The following is a 13,548-nucleotide window of genomic DNA, read 5'->3' on the forward strand; positions in this document are numbered from 1 at the left end:
ACCCTAGAAAATGGCTAAGCCCGCTGCTGCTAAGACCAAGAAGAAGATCAAGCGCGTCGTCACCGACGGCGTTGCCCACGTCCACGCTTCGTTCAACAACACCATCGTGACCATCACCGACCGCCAGGGCAATGCACTGTCCTGGGCGACCTCCGGTGGCGCCGGTTTCCGTGGCTCGCGTAAGTCGACTCCGTTCGCTGCCCAGGTTGCCGCCGAAAAGGCTGGCAAGGCTGCGCTGGACTACGGCCTGAAGTCGCTGGAAGTCCGCATCAAGGGTCCGGGTCCGGGCCGTGAGTCGGCCGTGCGTTCGTTGAACAACGTCGGCTACAAGATCACCAACATCATCGACGTGACGCCTATCCCGCACAACGGGTGCCGTCCGCCGAAGAAGCGTCGCGTCTAAAGGAGCGATAAGAAATGGCTCGTTATATCGGTCCTACCTGTAAGCTCGCCCGCCGCGAAGGCGCCGACCTCTCCCTGAAGAGCCCGGCCCGCGCGTTGGACTCCAAGTGCAAGCTGGAGCAGAAGCCCGGCCAGCACGGCGCGACCGCCCGCAAGGGCAAGCTGTCCGACTACGCCACCCAGCTGCGTGAAAAGCAGAAGGTCAAGCGTATCTACGGTCTGCTGGAGCGTCAGTTCCGCAACTACTACAAGAAGGCCTCGACCAAGAAGGGCAACACCGGCGAGAACCTGCTGCAGTTGCTGGAAACCCGTCTGGACAACGTCGTCTACCGCATGGGCTTCGCTGTGACCCGTCCGGCTGCCCGTCAGCTGGTCTCGCACCGCGGCGTCACGGTCAACGGCAAGTCGGTGAACCTGGCTTCGTACCAGGTCAAGGCTGGCGACGCGATCGCCCTGTCCGAGAAGGCTGCCAAGCAGCTGCGCGTCCAGGAAGCCCTGGTTGTCGCTGAACAGCACGACCTCAGCCCGTCGTGGGTCGAAGTCGATTCGAAGAAGTTCAGCGGCGTGTTCAAGGCCGTTCCGGATCGCGCCGACCTGCCTGCGGATATCAACGAAGCGCTGATCGTCGAGTTGTATTCGAAGTAATTCACAATGGAGAACCTCCGGGTTGCACCGGAGGTTCGCAGGAGAACCCGCAACATGACGGTTACCGCAAACCAGGTTCTGCGTCCTCGCGGTCCGCAGATCGAACGCCTTACCGAGACCCGCGCCAAGGTCGTGATCGAACCGTTGGAGCGTGGTTACGGGCATACGCTGGGCAACGCCCTGCGTCGCGTGCTGCTGTCGTCCATCCCGGGCTTCGCCATTACCGAAGTCGAGATCGACGGCGTGCTTCACGAGTACACCACGCTGGAAGGCCTGCAGGAGGACGTGCTCGAAGTCCTGCTGAACCTGAAGGACGTGGCCATTCGCATGCATTCCGGCGACAGCGCCACGCTCTCCCTGTCCAAGCAGGGCCCGGGCATCGTGACCGCTGCCGACATCAAGGTTGACCATAACGTCGAAGTGATCAACGGCGACCACGTGATCTGCCACCTGACCAAGGACGCGGCGATCAACATGCGTCTGAAGATCGAGCGTGGCTTCGGCTACCAGCCGGCTGCCTCGCGCCGCCGTCCGGACGAAGAGTCGCGTGCGATCGGTCGTCTGGTGCTGGACGCTTCGTTCTCGCCGGTCCGTCGCGTCGCCTATTCGGTGGAAGCGGCCCGCGTCGAGCAGCGTACCGACCTGGACAAGCTGGTCATCGATATCGAAACCAACGGCACGATCGATGCCGAGGAAGCCGTCCGCACCGCGGCCGACATCCTCAGCGATCAGCTGTCGGTGTTCGGTGACTTCACCCACCGCGATCGCGGTGCGGCCAAGCCGGCCAACAACGGCGTGGATCCGGTGCTGCTGCGCCCGATCGACGACCTGGAGCTGACCGTGCGTTCGGCCAACTGCCTGAAGGCCGAGAGCATCTACTACATCGGTGATCTGATCCAGAAGACCGAAGTGGAACTGCTCAAGACCCCGAACCTGGGCAAGAAGTCGTTGACCGAAATCAAGGAAGTGCTGGCCCAGCGTGGTCTGTCGCTTGGCATGAAGCTGGAGAACTGGCCGCCGGCCGGTGTCGCCGCTCACGGCATGCTTGGTTGATAGCAGCATCTGTTCCCCCGCATGGGTGACCATGCGGGGGAATGTTGTAGGCAGTACCCGCGCTGACGGCTGACAAGGCCGCTGCGCCGGTCGTCCAAGGATAGGGCGGCCAGGGCCATCCGCAGTCCATGCAGCAACGCCACGACGGCGACAACGAAGTCCAACGTCTCATCATTCAATCTAAGGAATCTGTCCCATGCGTCACCAGAAGTCTGGCCGTAAGTTCAGCCGCACCAGCGCCCACCGCGAAGCGATGTTCAAGAACATGGCCGCCTCGCTGTTCAAGCACGAGCTGATCAAGACCACCCTGCCGAAGGCCAAGGAACTGCGCCGCGTTGCCGAGCCGCTGATCACCCTGGCCAAGGTCGACTCCGTCGCCAACCGCCGCCTGGCCTTCGCCCGCCTGCGTGACAAGGAAGCCGTCGGCAACCTGTTCACCATCCTGGGCCCGCGCTACGCCACCCGTCCGGGGGGCTACCTGCGCCTGCTGAAGTGCGGCTTCCGTGCCGGCGACAACGCTCCGATGGCCTATGTCGAGCTGGTCGACCGTCCGGCCGCCGTTGCCGAAGAAGTCGCCGAGTAATCGCGACCTTCCATCCTGCAAGGGATGAAACAGAAGCCCGGCCTTGGCCGGGCTTTCTGCTTATGGGAAGTCGTCATGGCCGCAGGTGCTGTTGCACTGCGGCCGGGCTGGTACTCTTGCCGGATGGTTGAAACGGGTTGATGTGATGAATCCTTTGCGGTGGAGTTTTCGGGCCCAGTGCCTGACCGGTTTCCTGGTCTGCGCCGGGCTGTTGGCGTTCGCGATCTTCATGCAGATCAAGATGGGCCTGGAGCCGTGTCCGCTCTGCATCTATCAGCGGATCGCCTTTGCGGCGGTGGGCGTACTGTTCCTGCTCGGCGCCCTGCACGGGCCGGCCAGTCGCGGCGGGCGCGCGTTCTATGGCGTGCTGGTGTTCCTCGCCGCGGCCGTCGGCATGGGCATCGCCGGGCGCCACGTCTACGTGCAGTTGTTGCCGAAGGACCTGGGCAGCAGTTGTGGCCCGCCGTTGAGTTTCCTGGCCGAGACCATGGGGCCGTTCGAGGTGTTCCGCACCGTGCTGACCGGTACCGGTGACTGCGGCAACATCGACTGGACGTTCCTGGGCATGAGCATGCCGATGTGGAGCATGGTGTGGTTCGTGCTGCTGGGCCTGGGTGCCCTGTATGCAGGCTTCCGCGCGCGCAAGACGCGCCTGTTCTGACTATTTCCCACGTACTGAAACGGTAATCCCCATGAGTTTGTCCCCCTCCCAGCCCGTGGCCGCCATCGATTCGACCTGGGCGCCCGACAGCTGGCGTGGCCGGCCGGCGTTGCAGATGCCGACCTATCCTGATGCGGCGGCGCTGGAATCGGCGCTGGCCGAGTTGCGGCAACTGCCGCCGCTGGTAACCTCCTGGGAGATTTTCGCGCTCAAGCAGCAGTTGGCCGAGGCGCAGGAGGGCAAGCGCTTCCTGTTGCAGGGGGGCGATTGCGCCGAGAACTTCGCCGACTGCGGGTCGGGCACCATCTCCAACCGGCTCAAGGTGCTGCTGCAGATGAGCCTGGTGCTGGTGCATGGCCTGCGCAAGCCGGTGATCCGGGTCGGACGCTTCGCCGGCCAGTACGCCAAGCCGCGTTCTGCCGATACCGAGACACGCGATGGCGTGACCCTGCCGAGCTATCGCGGTGACGTGATCAATGCACCGGCGTTCACCGAGGCCGCGCGCGTGCCGGACCCGCAGCGGATGATCACCGCGCACTCGCGCTCGGCGCTGACGATGAATTTCGTGCGGGCGTTGATCGATGGAGGCTTCGCCGACCTGCACCACCCCGAGTACTGGAACCTGGCGTGGATGCGCTGCTCGCCGCTGGCCGGGGAGTACCAGGAGATGGTGGCCTCGATCGGCGATGCGGTGCGCTTCATGGAGACGCTCTCCGGCGCGCAGGTGCACAACCTCAACCGGGTGGATTTCTACACCTCGCACGAGGCGCTGTTGTTGCCCTACGAGCAGGCGTTGACCCGACAGGTGCCGCGCCAGACCGGCTGGTTCAACCTCAGCACGCATTACCCGTGGATCGGCATGCGTACCGCCGCGCTGGACGGTGCACACGTGGAGTACCTGCGCGGCGTTCGCAACCCGATCGCGATCAAGGTGGGGCCGTCGGTGCAGCCGGACCAGCTGCTGCGCCTGATCGACGTGCTCAACCCGGAAGATGAGCCGGGCCGACTGAGCTTCATCCACCGCATGGGCGCGACGCAGATCGCCGAGAAGCTGCCGCCCTTGCTGGACGCGGTGAAGCGCGACGGCCGGCGGGTGCTGTGGGTGTGCGATGCGATGCATGGCAATACCGAGAGCACCAGCAATGGCTTCAAGACGCGCCGCTTCGACAACATCCGCAACGAGGTCGAGCTGTCGTTCGATCTGCATGCCGCGGCCGGTACGCGCCTGGGCGGCGTGCATCTGGAGCTGACCGGGGAGGACGTCACCGAGTGCACCGGCGGCGCGCGGGAGCTGACCGAGCGTGACCTGGAGCGTGCCTATCGTTCCAGTGTTGATCCGCGCTTGAACTACGAGCAGTCGCTGGAGATCGCGATGGCGATCGTGCGCAAGCAGGGCGTTCGCTGAAGCGTGGAGCGGAGCCATGCTCCGCTGACGCTTTGCGGGGAAGGCCCGTGCCGGGCATGACTCGGCACGACCAGGCGCGGCTCAGTGCTTGCGGCGCTTGCCGATATCGCGGGCCAGGACCCAGACCACGAGGACGTTGACCGCCAGCAGCAGCCAGGAGGCCCAGCCGGGGTGCTTGATGATGGCGTACACGTCCAGTGGCAGGTACAGGGCGGCGGAGATGCAGCCCAGCCAGGAAGCCCAGGCCTTGGCGCGCCACAGGCCCCAGGCCTCGAGCACGCGTAGCAGGCCATAGCCGACCAGAGCGGCGGCGCCCAGGTGCACGGTGTCGGGGGTGATCAGGTTCAGCAGCGAGGAGAACGAGCCCTGCTCGGGATCGCCGCCGATGCGCAGGATCAGCGCATTGATGATGGTACGCAGCGGCGCCGGCCCGGAGATTTCCAGGCCAGCGGCGGCGAGAAAGGCCAGGACGGCCTTTCCCGCTTCCAGCAGCGCGATGGCTGCCAGACCCGGATGCGCATGCGGATCCGGGTTGTAGGGCGTGTTGCCGGCCAAGTGGATCAGCCCGCGCGCGAGGCCTTCTTGCGGTCGCTCTCGGTCAGGTGCTTCTTGCGCAGGCGGATTTCCTTCGGGGTGATTTCGACCAGTTCGTCGTCATCGATGAAGTCCAGGGCCTGTTCCAGCGAGAACTTGATGGCCGGGGTCAGCTGGATCGCGTCGTCCTTGCCCGAAGCGCGCATGTTGGTCAGCGGCTTGGTCTTGATCGCGTTGACGGTCAGATCGTTGTCCTTGGAGTGGATGCCGATCAGCTGGCCTTCGTACACGTTGTCGCCTTCAGCGGCGAACAGCTTGCCGCGTTCCTGCAGCGGGCCCAGCGAGTAGGCCGGGGTGGCACCCGGGGCATTGGCGATCATCACGCCGTTCAGGCGCTTGGCGATGGCGCCCTGTTCCTTCGGGCCGTAGTGGTCGAACACGTGGAACAGCAGGCCCGAACCCTGGGTCAGGGTCTTGAACTCGTTCTGGAAGCCGATCAGGCCACGCGCCGGGATCTTGAAGTCCAGGCGCACGCGGCCCTTGCCGTCCGGTTCCATGTTCTCCAGCAGCGCCTTGCGGGTGCCGAGCTTCTCCATCACGCCGCCCTGGTGCTGCTCTTCGATGTCCACCACCAGCTGCTCGATCGGCTCCATCATCTGGCCGTCGATTTCCTTGATGATCACTTCCGGGCGCGAGACGGCCAGCTCGTAGCCTTCACGACGCATGGTTTCGATCAGCACCGACAGGTGCAGTTCGCCACGGCCGGAGACCAGGAACTTGTCGGCATCTTCGAGCTGCTCGACCTTCAGTGCCACGTTGTGCACGGTCTCGCGCTCCAGGCGCTCCTTGAGCTGGCGGCTGGTCAGGAACTTGCCGCCGGACAGGTCCTTGTTGCCGGCGAACGGCGAGTTGTTGACCTGGAAGGTCATCGAGATGGTCGGCTCGTCGACGGTCAGGGCCGGCAGCGCTTCGGGGTTGTCCAGGGCGCAGACGGTGTCGGAGATGGTCAGCTCCTGGATGCCGGAGATGGCGATGATGTCGCCGGCCTGGGCTTCCTCGACCTCGATGCGCTCCAGGCCCATGAAGCCCAGTACCTGCAGGACCTTGCCCTGGCGCTTCTTGCCTTCACGGTCGATCACGATGACCGGCTGGTTCTTCCTGACCTTGCCGCGCTGGATGCGGCCGATGCCGATCACGCCGACGAAGTTGTTGTAGTCCAGCTGGCTGATGCGCATCTGGAACGGGCCATCGGCCTCGACTTCCGGCACCGGCACGTACTTCATGATCGCTTCGTACAGCGGGGTCATGTCGCCGTCACGGACGGTGTCTTCCAGGCCGGCGTAGCCGTTCAGGCCCGAGGCGTAGACGATCGGGAAGTCCAGCTGCTCGTTGGTGGCGCCGAGCTTGTCGAACAGGTCGAACACCTGGTCGATGACCCAGTCCGGACGGGCGCCCGGGCGGTCGACCTTGTTGACCACGACGATCGGCTTGAAGCCCATCGCGAAGGCCTTCTGGGTGACGAAGCGGGTCTGCGGCATGGGGCCGTCCATCGCGTCGACCAGGATCAGCACCGAGTCGACCATCGACAGCACGCGCTCCACTTCACCGCCGAAGTCGGCGTGTCCGGGGGTGTCGACGATGTTGATGCGGTTGCCATTCCACTTGATGGCCGTGTTCTTGGCCAGGATGGTGATGCCGCGTTCCTTTTCCTGGTCGTTGCTGTCCATCACGCGCTCGGCCAGCACGGTGCGCTCGGACAGGGTGCCGGACTGCTTGAGCAGCTGGTCGACGAGGGTGGTCTTGCCATGGTCGACGTGGGCGACGATGGCGATGTTGCGAAGATTTTCGATGGACATGCGAAAGGGGGCCAGTCGGCGCCGGATTTGGAGAAATGAGTTCAACATTATACGTCGACAATGACGTTTCGCGAAAAATCCGTGTGACCGGCGGAATGGCCCATTCAGCAAGCCTTGACGCCCCGCCAGGCCAGCCTGCGGCGGCTGGGCAGGGGGGCGAGGGCGGAAAGTGAGGTGTAAACTAGGCGGCTCTGGAAACACACACTTCCCAAGGATCCACATGTCCCTGATCGCCCACTTCGATACGTCCCGCGGCCCGATCAAGGTCGAGCTGTTCGCCGACAAGGCGCCGCTGACCGTCGCCAACTTCGTCAACCTGGCCAAGCACGGCTTCTACGACGGCCTGGCGTTCCACCGCGTGATCGCCGACTTCATGATCCAGGGCGGCTGCCCGGAAGGCTCCGGCCGCGGCGGCCCGGGCTACCGCTTCGAGGACGAGACCAACAACGGCGTGCGCCACGAGCGCGGCGTGCTGTCCATGGCCAATGCCGGCCCGAACACCAATGGCAGCCAGTTCTTCATCACCCACATCAAGACCGATTGGCTGGACGGCAAGCACACCGTGTTCGGCAAGGTGCTCGAAGGCCTGGACGTGGTCGATGCGGTCAAGCAGGGTGATGCGATCAACAAGATCACCATCGAGGGCGATGTCGACGCCGTGCTGGCCGCCAAGGCCGACCGCGTCGCTGAGTGGAACAAGATCCTCTCGGCCTGATCCGGATTCGACGGTCGCCGTGCAGGCGGCCGTTTTTGCTTGAGGCCCGGTTTCCGCCGTGCGGCGGCGGCCGGGTTTGACCCCACAAAACGCTTCTTAGCAGAGGAAACCCCCATGAAAGCACCCGTTCGTGTTGCCGTAACCGGCGCTGCCGGCAATATCGGTTACGCCCTGCTGTTCCGCATCGCTTCCGGCGAAATGCTCGGCAAGGACCAGCCGGTCATCCTGCAGCTGCTCGAGATCGACAACGAAAAGGCCCAGGCCGCCCTGCAGGGCGTGGTCATGGAGCTGGAAGACTGCGCGTTCCCGCTGCTGGCCGGCGTGGTGACCACCGCCGACCCGCTGGTGGCCTTCAAGGACGTCGACGTGGCCCTGCTGGTCGGCGCGCGTCCGCGCGGCCCGGGCATGGAGCGCAAGGACCTGCTGCTGGAAAACGCCAAGATCTTCACCGTGCAGGGCAAGGCCCTGAACGCCGTTGCCAAGCGTGACGTGAAGGTGCTGGTGGTCGGTAACCCGGCCAACACCAATGCCTACATCGCCATGAAGTCGGCCCCGGACCTGGATCCGAAGAACTTCACCGCCATGCTGCGCCTGGACCACAACCGTGCCCTGAGCCAGCTGGCCGCCAAGACCGGCAAGACCGTGGACAGCTTCGAGAAGTTCACCGTGTGGGGCAACCACAGCCCGACCATGTACCCGGACTATCGCTTCGCCACCACCGGCGGCGCCTCGGTGGCCGAGCTGATCAACGACCAGGAATGGAACGCCAACACCTTCATCCCGACCGTCGGCAAGCGTGGCGCGGCCATCATCGCCGCCCGAGGCCTGTCCTCGGCCGCGTCGGCTGCCAATGCCGCCATCGACCACGTCCATGACTGGGTGCTGGGCAGCAACGGCAAGTGGGTGACCATGGGCGTGCCGTCCGACGGCTCCTACGGCATCCCCGAAGGCGTGGTGTTCGGTTTCCCGGTGACCACCGAGAACGGCCAGTACACCATCATCAAGGACCTGCCGATCGACGACTTCTCCAGGAAGTACATCGACATCACCCTGGGCGAGCTGGAAGAAGAGCGCGCCGGCGTGGCCGACCTGCTCTGATCGCAGCGCGCCAGCGTGATGGAATGAAAGGGGGAAGCTACGGCTTCCCCTTTTTTGTAGGGCACTGCGTATTGCAATGCCAGGCGCTGTGTTGATCGGCATGAACGACGAAACCATCCTCCATTACCTTGACGACTCCCTGCTGGTCGCCGAAAAGCCGGCCGGGTTGCTGTCCGTGCCCGGCCGCCTGCCGGAAAACCAGGATTGCCTGGTGTCGCGCCTGCAGGTGCTGTATCCGGATGCGTTGACGGTGCACCGGTTGGACCAGGTGACCTCGGGGCTGATGTTGTATGCGCGCGGCAAGGTGATGCAGGCGGCGTTGTCGGCGCAGTTCGAAAAGCGCGTGGTCAGCAAGCGCTACGAGGCCGTGGTGCAGGGGGTGATCGAAGGGGATGCCGGTGAAGTCGCGTTGCCTTTGATCTGTGATTGGCCGAACCGGCCCAGGCAGATGGTGGACTTCGAGCGCGGCAAGCCGGCGTTGACGCGCTGGCGGGTGCTGGCGCGGGATGTGGAGGCGCAACGCACGCGGGTCGAGCTGGAACCGGTGACCGGGCGTAGCCACCAGCTGCGGTTGCACATGGCCAGCCTGGGCCACCCGATCGTGGGTGACGTGATGTACGGGGCGCAGCCGGCCGAGCGGGTGCAATTGCATGCGTGCCGGTTGCAGTTCGTGCATCCGGTGAGTGGGCAGGTTGTGGAGTTTGTTTCGAAAAGCCCTTTTTGAGGCAGGAGCGACCCTCACCCCAACCCCTCTCCCGCGTGCGGGAGAGGGGCTCGAATTGCTGCGGCGCGTACGGCACTAGCCCCGCACGCGGGAGAGGGGTTGGGGTGAGGGCCGGCTTTGGTCGTACGACCATCGTCGCAGGGAGCGGCCCCTGTCCTCCGGACTATGCTCGGCTCAGGCCAGGCAGGTTCCGGAGGGTGTCATGCAGTACGAGCAGATCTACCGCCGTTCCATCGAAGCGCCGGAGGCGTTCTGGGCCGAGGAGGCCAAGGCGATCCATTGGCATCGTCCACCGCAGCAGATCCTGGACTACTCCCATCCGCCGTTCCGGCGTTGGTTCGTCGGTGGTGAAACCAACCTCTGCTACAACGCGGTCGACCGACACCTGGCCGAACGTGCCGACCAGCTGGCGCTGGTCGCCATTTCCACCGAGACCAACATCACCCGCGAGATCACCTACCGCGAGCTGTACCGCGAAGTGAACGCCTTCGCCGCGGTGCTCAAGCGGCTGGAGGTCGGCCGTGGTGACCGGGTGGTGATCTACATGCCGAACATGGCCGAGGCGGTGTTCGCGATGCTGGCCTGTGCGCGCATCGGCGCGGTGCATTCGGTGGTGTTCGGGGGCTTCGCGGCACACAACCTGGCGCTGCGCATCGACGATGCCCAGCCGAAGCTGCTGATCGCGGCCGATGCCGGCATGCGCGGCGGCAAGGTGATCCCCTACAAGCCGATGGTCGACGCCGCCTGTGCGGAAGCGCAGGCCCCGCCGCCGAAGGTGCTGATCGTCTCGCGCGGGCTGGATGCCGCAGAGCCGAAGGTGCCCGGCCGTGACGAGGACTACGCCACGCTGCGCGCGCAGGTGGGCGAGGCGGAGGTGCCGGTGGAGTGGCTGGAATCCAACGAGCCCAGCTACCTGCTGTATACCTCGGGCACCACCGGCAAGCCGAAGGGCGTGCAGCGTGACGTGGGGGGCTATGCGGTGGCGATGGCGCAGTCGATGCGCACGGTGTTCGATTGCGCACCGGGGCAGGTGATGTTCTCCACGTCCGATGTTGGCTGGGCGGTGGGGCATTCCTACAACGTGTACGGGCCACTGATCGGTGGCTGCACGTCGCTGTTGTACGAAGGCCTGCCGATCCATCCGGATGCCGGTATCTGGTGGGCGCTGTGCGAGCAGTACGGCGTGCGCACGATGTTCTCCTCGCCCACGGCCATCCGCGTGTTGAAGAAGCACGACGTGGACTTCATCCATCGCCACGACCTGTCCGAGCTGAAGTACCTGTTCCTGGCCGGCGAGCCGCTGGACGAGCCGACCGCGCAGTGGATCAGCGGGGCGCTGCACAAGCCGGTGATCGACAACTACTGGCAGACCGAAACCGGTTGGCCGGCGCTGACCCTGTTGCCGGGGCTGGAGATGAAGCAGGTGAAGTTCGGCTCCCCCGGCTTCCCCAACCTGGGTTACCGGATGAAGGTGATCGACGAGCAGAGCGGGGCGGAAGTGGCACCGGGCCAGAAGGGCGTGCTGGTGATCCAGCCGCCGTTGCCGCCGGGATGCATGAGCACGGTCTGGAACGACGACGATCGCTTCCTCAAGAGCTATTTCAGCCACTTCAAGGAGCTGCTGTACAGCTCGCTGGACTGGGCGATCCGCGACGAGGACGGCTACACCTTCATCCTTGGCCGCACCGATGACGTGATCAACGTGGCCGGGCACCGGCTGGGCACGCGCGAGATCGAGGAGGCCATCTCCGGGCATCCACGGGTGGCCGAGGCGGCGGTGATCGGCGTGCACGATGAGCTCAAGGGCCAGGTGCCCTTGGTGTTCGTCACCCTGAAGCAGGCCGCCACGGCCGAGGAGGTCGAGGGGCTGGCCGCGGAGATGGTGCAACGGGTGACCGGCTCGCTGGGAGCGGTGGCCCGTCCGGCCCACGTGCATATCGTCAACGCGCTTCCCAAGACGCGTTCGGGTAAGCTGCTGAGGCGTTCGTTGCAGGCATTGGCGGAACGGCGCGACCCGGGGGACCTGTCGACACTCGACGACCCGGGCGCTCTGGAGGAAATCCGCCGCGCGCTGGGGACCTAGCGCAGCCGGGCCGGTGGGCCGCAAGGGCGGCGATCGCAAGGGGGCGGTACGTGTACAGGTAAGCGGATCCGGGGCGGGGGCCCCGGGTCAATGGCGCGTGCCGTGTTTGCGATGCACAACCGAGGAGGGGGAATGGCATTGATCCATGCCAAGACGGCCGCTGGCCGCCAGGAAATCGAGGACCGTGGCCTGCGCCTGGCCGCAGGGTTGCGGTCGGTACTGCTGCTGGTGGACGGGCAGCGTGACGGCAACGAACTGCGGCAGATGGCGCTGGGGCTGCGTGCGCCGGATGACGTGCTTGAACAACTCTCGGCGCTGGGGCTGATCGAAGTGGTCGGTGGCAGCGTCGATCGGGCACCGGCGGCGCCGGTGGCTCCGCTGACCAGCCATCTGGGCGACGATCCGCTGCGCTACCAGCAGTTGCGTGACTGGATGTCCGAAACGGTACGCAAGCACCTGGGCCTGAAGGGCTACATGATCCAGCTCAGGATCGACCGTTGCCGCGATGCACCGGGGCTGGAACAGCTGTGGCCGGACGTGGCCGGTGCGCTGGGCAAGGCCAAGAGCCCGGCATTCGCCAGCCGTTGGCTGGAAGAGACGCGCGCCAAGGTACTGGCCTGACCGCCGCGCGGCCGGACGGCCGCGCCGCATGCCGGCGATCCACCGCACGGGCACTATCATGGCCGCTCGTACCCAGTGGAGCAGCAGGCATGGACCAGCAGGACAACGGCGGGATCAGCACCGCGGGATGGGATGCCATCAACGCCGCGTTGGCGGCGCTGTACCCGGGGCAGGAGCCGAAGCACTACGGCACCGTGGTGTCGCATACGCTCGGTGGCAATGATCCGCTGGATGGGATCAGCATCTACTGGAACGATGCGCCGCAGCCGCACTGGCATTACGTCACCTACGGGTTCTCCGAGCTGTACGACAAGCAGAGCGAGGACCTGGAGGAAAGCGGCTTCGGCTTCGAGCTGACCTTCCGGCTGGCCGCCGAACCTGGCGAACACCGTGAAGGCACCCCGCCGAGCTGGCCGATGAACCTGCTGCAGAACCTCGCGCGCTATGTGTTCAGCAGTGGCAATGTGTTCGAAGCCGGGCACCACCTCGATGCCAATGGCCCGATCGCGCTGGACAGCCCGACCCAACTGCGCCACCTGGCATTCGTGAACGACCCGCAGCTGCCGCCGATTCCCAGCGCCAACGGCCGGCTCGCGTTCCTGCAGCTGGTCGGCCTGACCGACGAGGAGATGGCGGCGGTCAAGCGTTGGTCCACGCAGGGCGTGCTGGACGTGTTCCTGCCGGCGATGCCGCTGTGGATCACCGAGCTGGCACGGCCCTCGCTGCTGGAGGATCCGGCGGTGGCGGCGCAACTGGAGGCGGGCAGCCAGCGGGAAGGCTCCAGCACCGGCATGTTGTTCGTGGAGATGCTGGACTGGTCGGTCGAAGGGCCACTGACCACGCTGGTGCTGGGTGCCGGCCAGGTCGCCAGCGTGCTGGAACTGCTGCCGTTGCGCCTGCATCACGACAAACCGTTGCTGATCCTGGCCAATGACCGCCAGTGGCGTTTCGAGCCGGGTGTCGCCGACGATGTCCAGAGCGACGCCGACAGCGTGCGCTGCGTGCTGTCCGATGCCAGCCTGGCGGCGATGCTGGCCAGTGTGCGGCCCGAGCGCGGTCTCTACCCGCTGCCGGGCGGACGCTTGCAGGTGGAGGTACGGCCGACGCTGCTGCGCGACGGGCAGGGTGAGGTGATCCGCGAGATTGGTTGAGGCATGGCCGCCGGTGA

Annotated in this window: 14 protein-coding genes; 12 read left to right on the forward strand and 2 right to left on the reverse strand. The window is 65.4% G+C overall.

The window, feature by feature from the left end; translation table 11 throughout:
• The first annotated feature begins 10 nt into the window (after positions 1-10).
• The 6 genes from rpsK (at position 11) to AC06FE_RS13000 (ending at position 4,749) form a co-directional block, all read left to right on the forward strand.
• The gene (gene rpsK / locus AC06FE_RS12975) at positions 11-403 is read left to right on the forward strand and encodes a 30S ribosomal protein S11 (RefSeq protein ID WP_054657227.1); all 393 of its coding nucleotides are present in this window, start codon (positions 11-13) and stop codon (positions 401-403) included.
• Positions 404-417: 14 nt separating this feature from the next.
• Positions 418-1,047, forward strand: a complete 630-nt coding sequence (gene rpsD, locus AC06FE_RS12980; protein ID WP_057633112.1) for a 30S ribosomal protein S4 — start codon at positions 418-420, stop codon at positions 1,045-1,047.
• Positions 1,048-1,101: 54 nt separating this feature from the next.
• Complete coding sequence (locus AC06FE_RS12985; protein WP_132862514.1) at positions 1,102-2,100, forward strand: DNA-directed RNA polymerase subunit alpha; 999 nt, start codon at positions 1,102-1,104, stop codon at positions 2,098-2,100.
• 196 nt (positions 2,101-2,296) lie between these two features.
• Positions 2,297-2,683 carry a 50S ribosomal protein L17 gene (gene rplQ, locus AC06FE_RS12990; protein ID WP_132862515.1) on the forward strand — a complete coding sequence of 129 codons (387 nt, stop codon included), beginning with the start codon at positions 2,297-2,299 and terminating at the stop codon, positions 2,681-2,683.
• A 145-nt stretch (positions 2,684-2,828) separates the two neighbouring features.
• Positions 2,829-3,344, forward strand: a complete 516-nt coding sequence (locus AC06FE_RS12995; protein WP_478073261.1) for a disulfide bond formation protein B — start codon at positions 2,829-2,831, stop codon at positions 3,342-3,344.
• 31 nt (positions 3,345-3,375) lie between these two features.
• A complete protein-coding gene (locus tag AC06FE_RS13000) occupies positions 3,376-4,749 on the forward strand; it encodes a class II 3-deoxy-7-phosphoheptulonate synthase (protein ID WP_478073262.1) in 1,374 nt (457 codons plus the stop codon).
• Positions 4,750-4,830: 81 nt separating this feature from the next.
• On the opposite strand, the gene AC06FE_RS13005 is transcribed toward AC06FE_RS13000, so the two are convergent.
• Both AC06FE_RS13005 and typA read right to left on the reverse strand, forming a co-directional pair.
• The gene (locus tag AC06FE_RS13005; RefSeq protein WP_132862518.1) at positions 4,831-5,304 is read right to left on the reverse strand and encodes a DUF2127 domain-containing protein; all 474 of its coding nucleotides are present in this window, start codon (positions 5,302-5,304) and stop codon (positions 4,831-4,833) included.
• A gap of 5 nt (positions 5,305-5,309) precedes the next feature.
• Entirely contained in the window at positions 5,310-7,139 is a 1,830-nt protein-coding gene (gene typA / locus AC06FE_RS13010; protein ID WP_192286591.1) for a translational GTPase TypA, read from the reverse strand.
• Positions 7,140-7,359: 220 nt separating this feature from the next.
• Here typA and AC06FE_RS13015 point away from each other — a divergent pair, with 220 nt between their 5' ends.
• The 6 genes from AC06FE_RS13015 (at position 7,360) to AC06FE_RS13040 (ending at position 13,531) form a co-directional block, all read left to right on the forward strand.
• A complete protein-coding gene (locus AC06FE_RS13015; protein WP_132862520.1) occupies positions 7,360-7,854 on the forward strand; it encodes a peptidylprolyl isomerase in 495 nt (164 codons plus the stop codon).
• A 114-nt stretch (positions 7,855-7,968) separates the two neighbouring features.
• Entirely contained in the window at positions 7,969-8,952 is a 984-nt protein-coding gene (locus AC06FE_RS13020; RefSeq protein ID WP_478073263.1) for a malate dehydrogenase, read from the forward strand.
• A 100-nt stretch (positions 8,953-9,052) separates the two neighbouring features.
• Positions 9,053-9,676, forward strand: coding sequence for an RluA family pseudouridine synthase (locus tag AC06FE_RS13025; RefSeq protein WP_478073264.1), 624 nt, complete (start codon positions 9,053-9,055; stop codon positions 9,674-9,676).
• 202 nt (positions 9,677-9,878) lie between these two features.
• Positions 9,879-11,759: a propionate--CoA ligase gene (gene prpE, locus AC06FE_RS13030; RefSeq protein ID WP_478073265.1), complete on the forward strand. Its 1,881-nt coding sequence runs from the start codon at positions 9,879-9,881 to the stop codon at positions 11,757-11,759.
• A 132-nt stretch (positions 11,760-11,891) separates the two neighbouring features.
• A complete protein-coding gene (locus AC06FE_RS13035; RefSeq protein WP_192286586.1) occupies positions 11,892-12,380 on the forward strand; it encodes a hypothetical protein in 489 nt (162 codons plus the stop codon).
• 89 nt (positions 12,381-12,469) lie between these two features.
• Complete coding sequence (locus tag AC06FE_RS13040) at positions 12,470-13,531, forward strand: suppressor of fused domain protein (protein ID WP_132862525.1); 1,062 nt, start codon at positions 12,470-12,472, stop codon at positions 13,529-13,531.
• The last annotated feature ends 17 nt before the right edge of the window (positions 13,532-13,548 follow it).

It is taken from the genome of Stenotrophomonas sp. Steno-C18 (assembly GCF_056393195.1).

Bases quoted from the DNA above. Each gene is read 5' to 3' on its own strand.
- rpsK (WP_054657227.1), top strand. From the start codon at position 11: ATGGCTAAGCCCGCTGCTGCTAAGACCAAGAAGAAGATCAAGCGCGTC.
- rpsD (WP_057633112.1), top strand. From the start codon at position 418: ATGGCTCGTTATATCGGTCCTACCTGTAAGCTCGCCCGCCGCGAAGGC.
- AC06FE_RS12985 (WP_132862514.1), top strand. From the start codon at position 1,102: ATGACGGTTACCGCAAACCAGGTTCTGCGTCCTCGCGGTCCGCAGATC.
- rplQ (WP_132862515.1), top strand. From the start codon at position 2,297: ATGCGTCACCAGAAGTCTGGCCGTAAGTTCAGCCGCACCAGCGCCCAC.
- AC06FE_RS12995 (WP_478073261.1), top strand. From the start codon at position 2,829: ATGAATCCTTTGCGGTGGAGTTTTCGGGCCCAGTGCCTGACCGGTTTC.
- AC06FE_RS13000 (WP_478073262.1), top strand. From the start codon at position 3,376: ATGAGTTTGTCCCCCTCCCAGCCCGTGGCCGCCATCGATTCGACCTGG.
- typA (WP_192286591.1), bottom strand. From the start codon at position 7,139: ATGTCCATCGAAAATCTTCGCAACATCGCCATCGTCGCCCACGTCGAC.
- AC06FE_RS13015 (WP_132862520.1), top strand. From the start codon at position 7,360: ATGTCCCTGATCGCCCACTTCGATACGTCCCGCGGCCCGATCAAGGTC.
- AC06FE_RS13020 (WP_478073263.1), top strand. From the start codon at position 7,969: ATGAAAGCACCCGTTCGTGTTGCCGTAACCGGCGCTGCCGGCAATATC.
- AC06FE_RS13025 (WP_478073264.1), top strand. From the start codon at position 9,053: ATGAACGACGAAACCATCCTCCATTACCTTGACGACTCCCTGCTGGTC.
- prpE (WP_478073265.1), top strand. From the start codon at position 9,879: ATGCAGTACGAGCAGATCTACCGCCGTTCCATCGAAGCGCCGGAGGCG.
- AC06FE_RS13035 (WP_192286586.1), top strand. From the start codon at position 11,892: ATGGCATTGATCCATGCCAAGACGGCCGCTGGCCGCCAGGAAATCGAG.
- AC06FE_RS13040 (WP_132862525.1), top strand. From the start codon at position 12,470: ATGGACCAGCAGGACAACGGCGGGATCAGCACCGCGGGATGGGATGCC.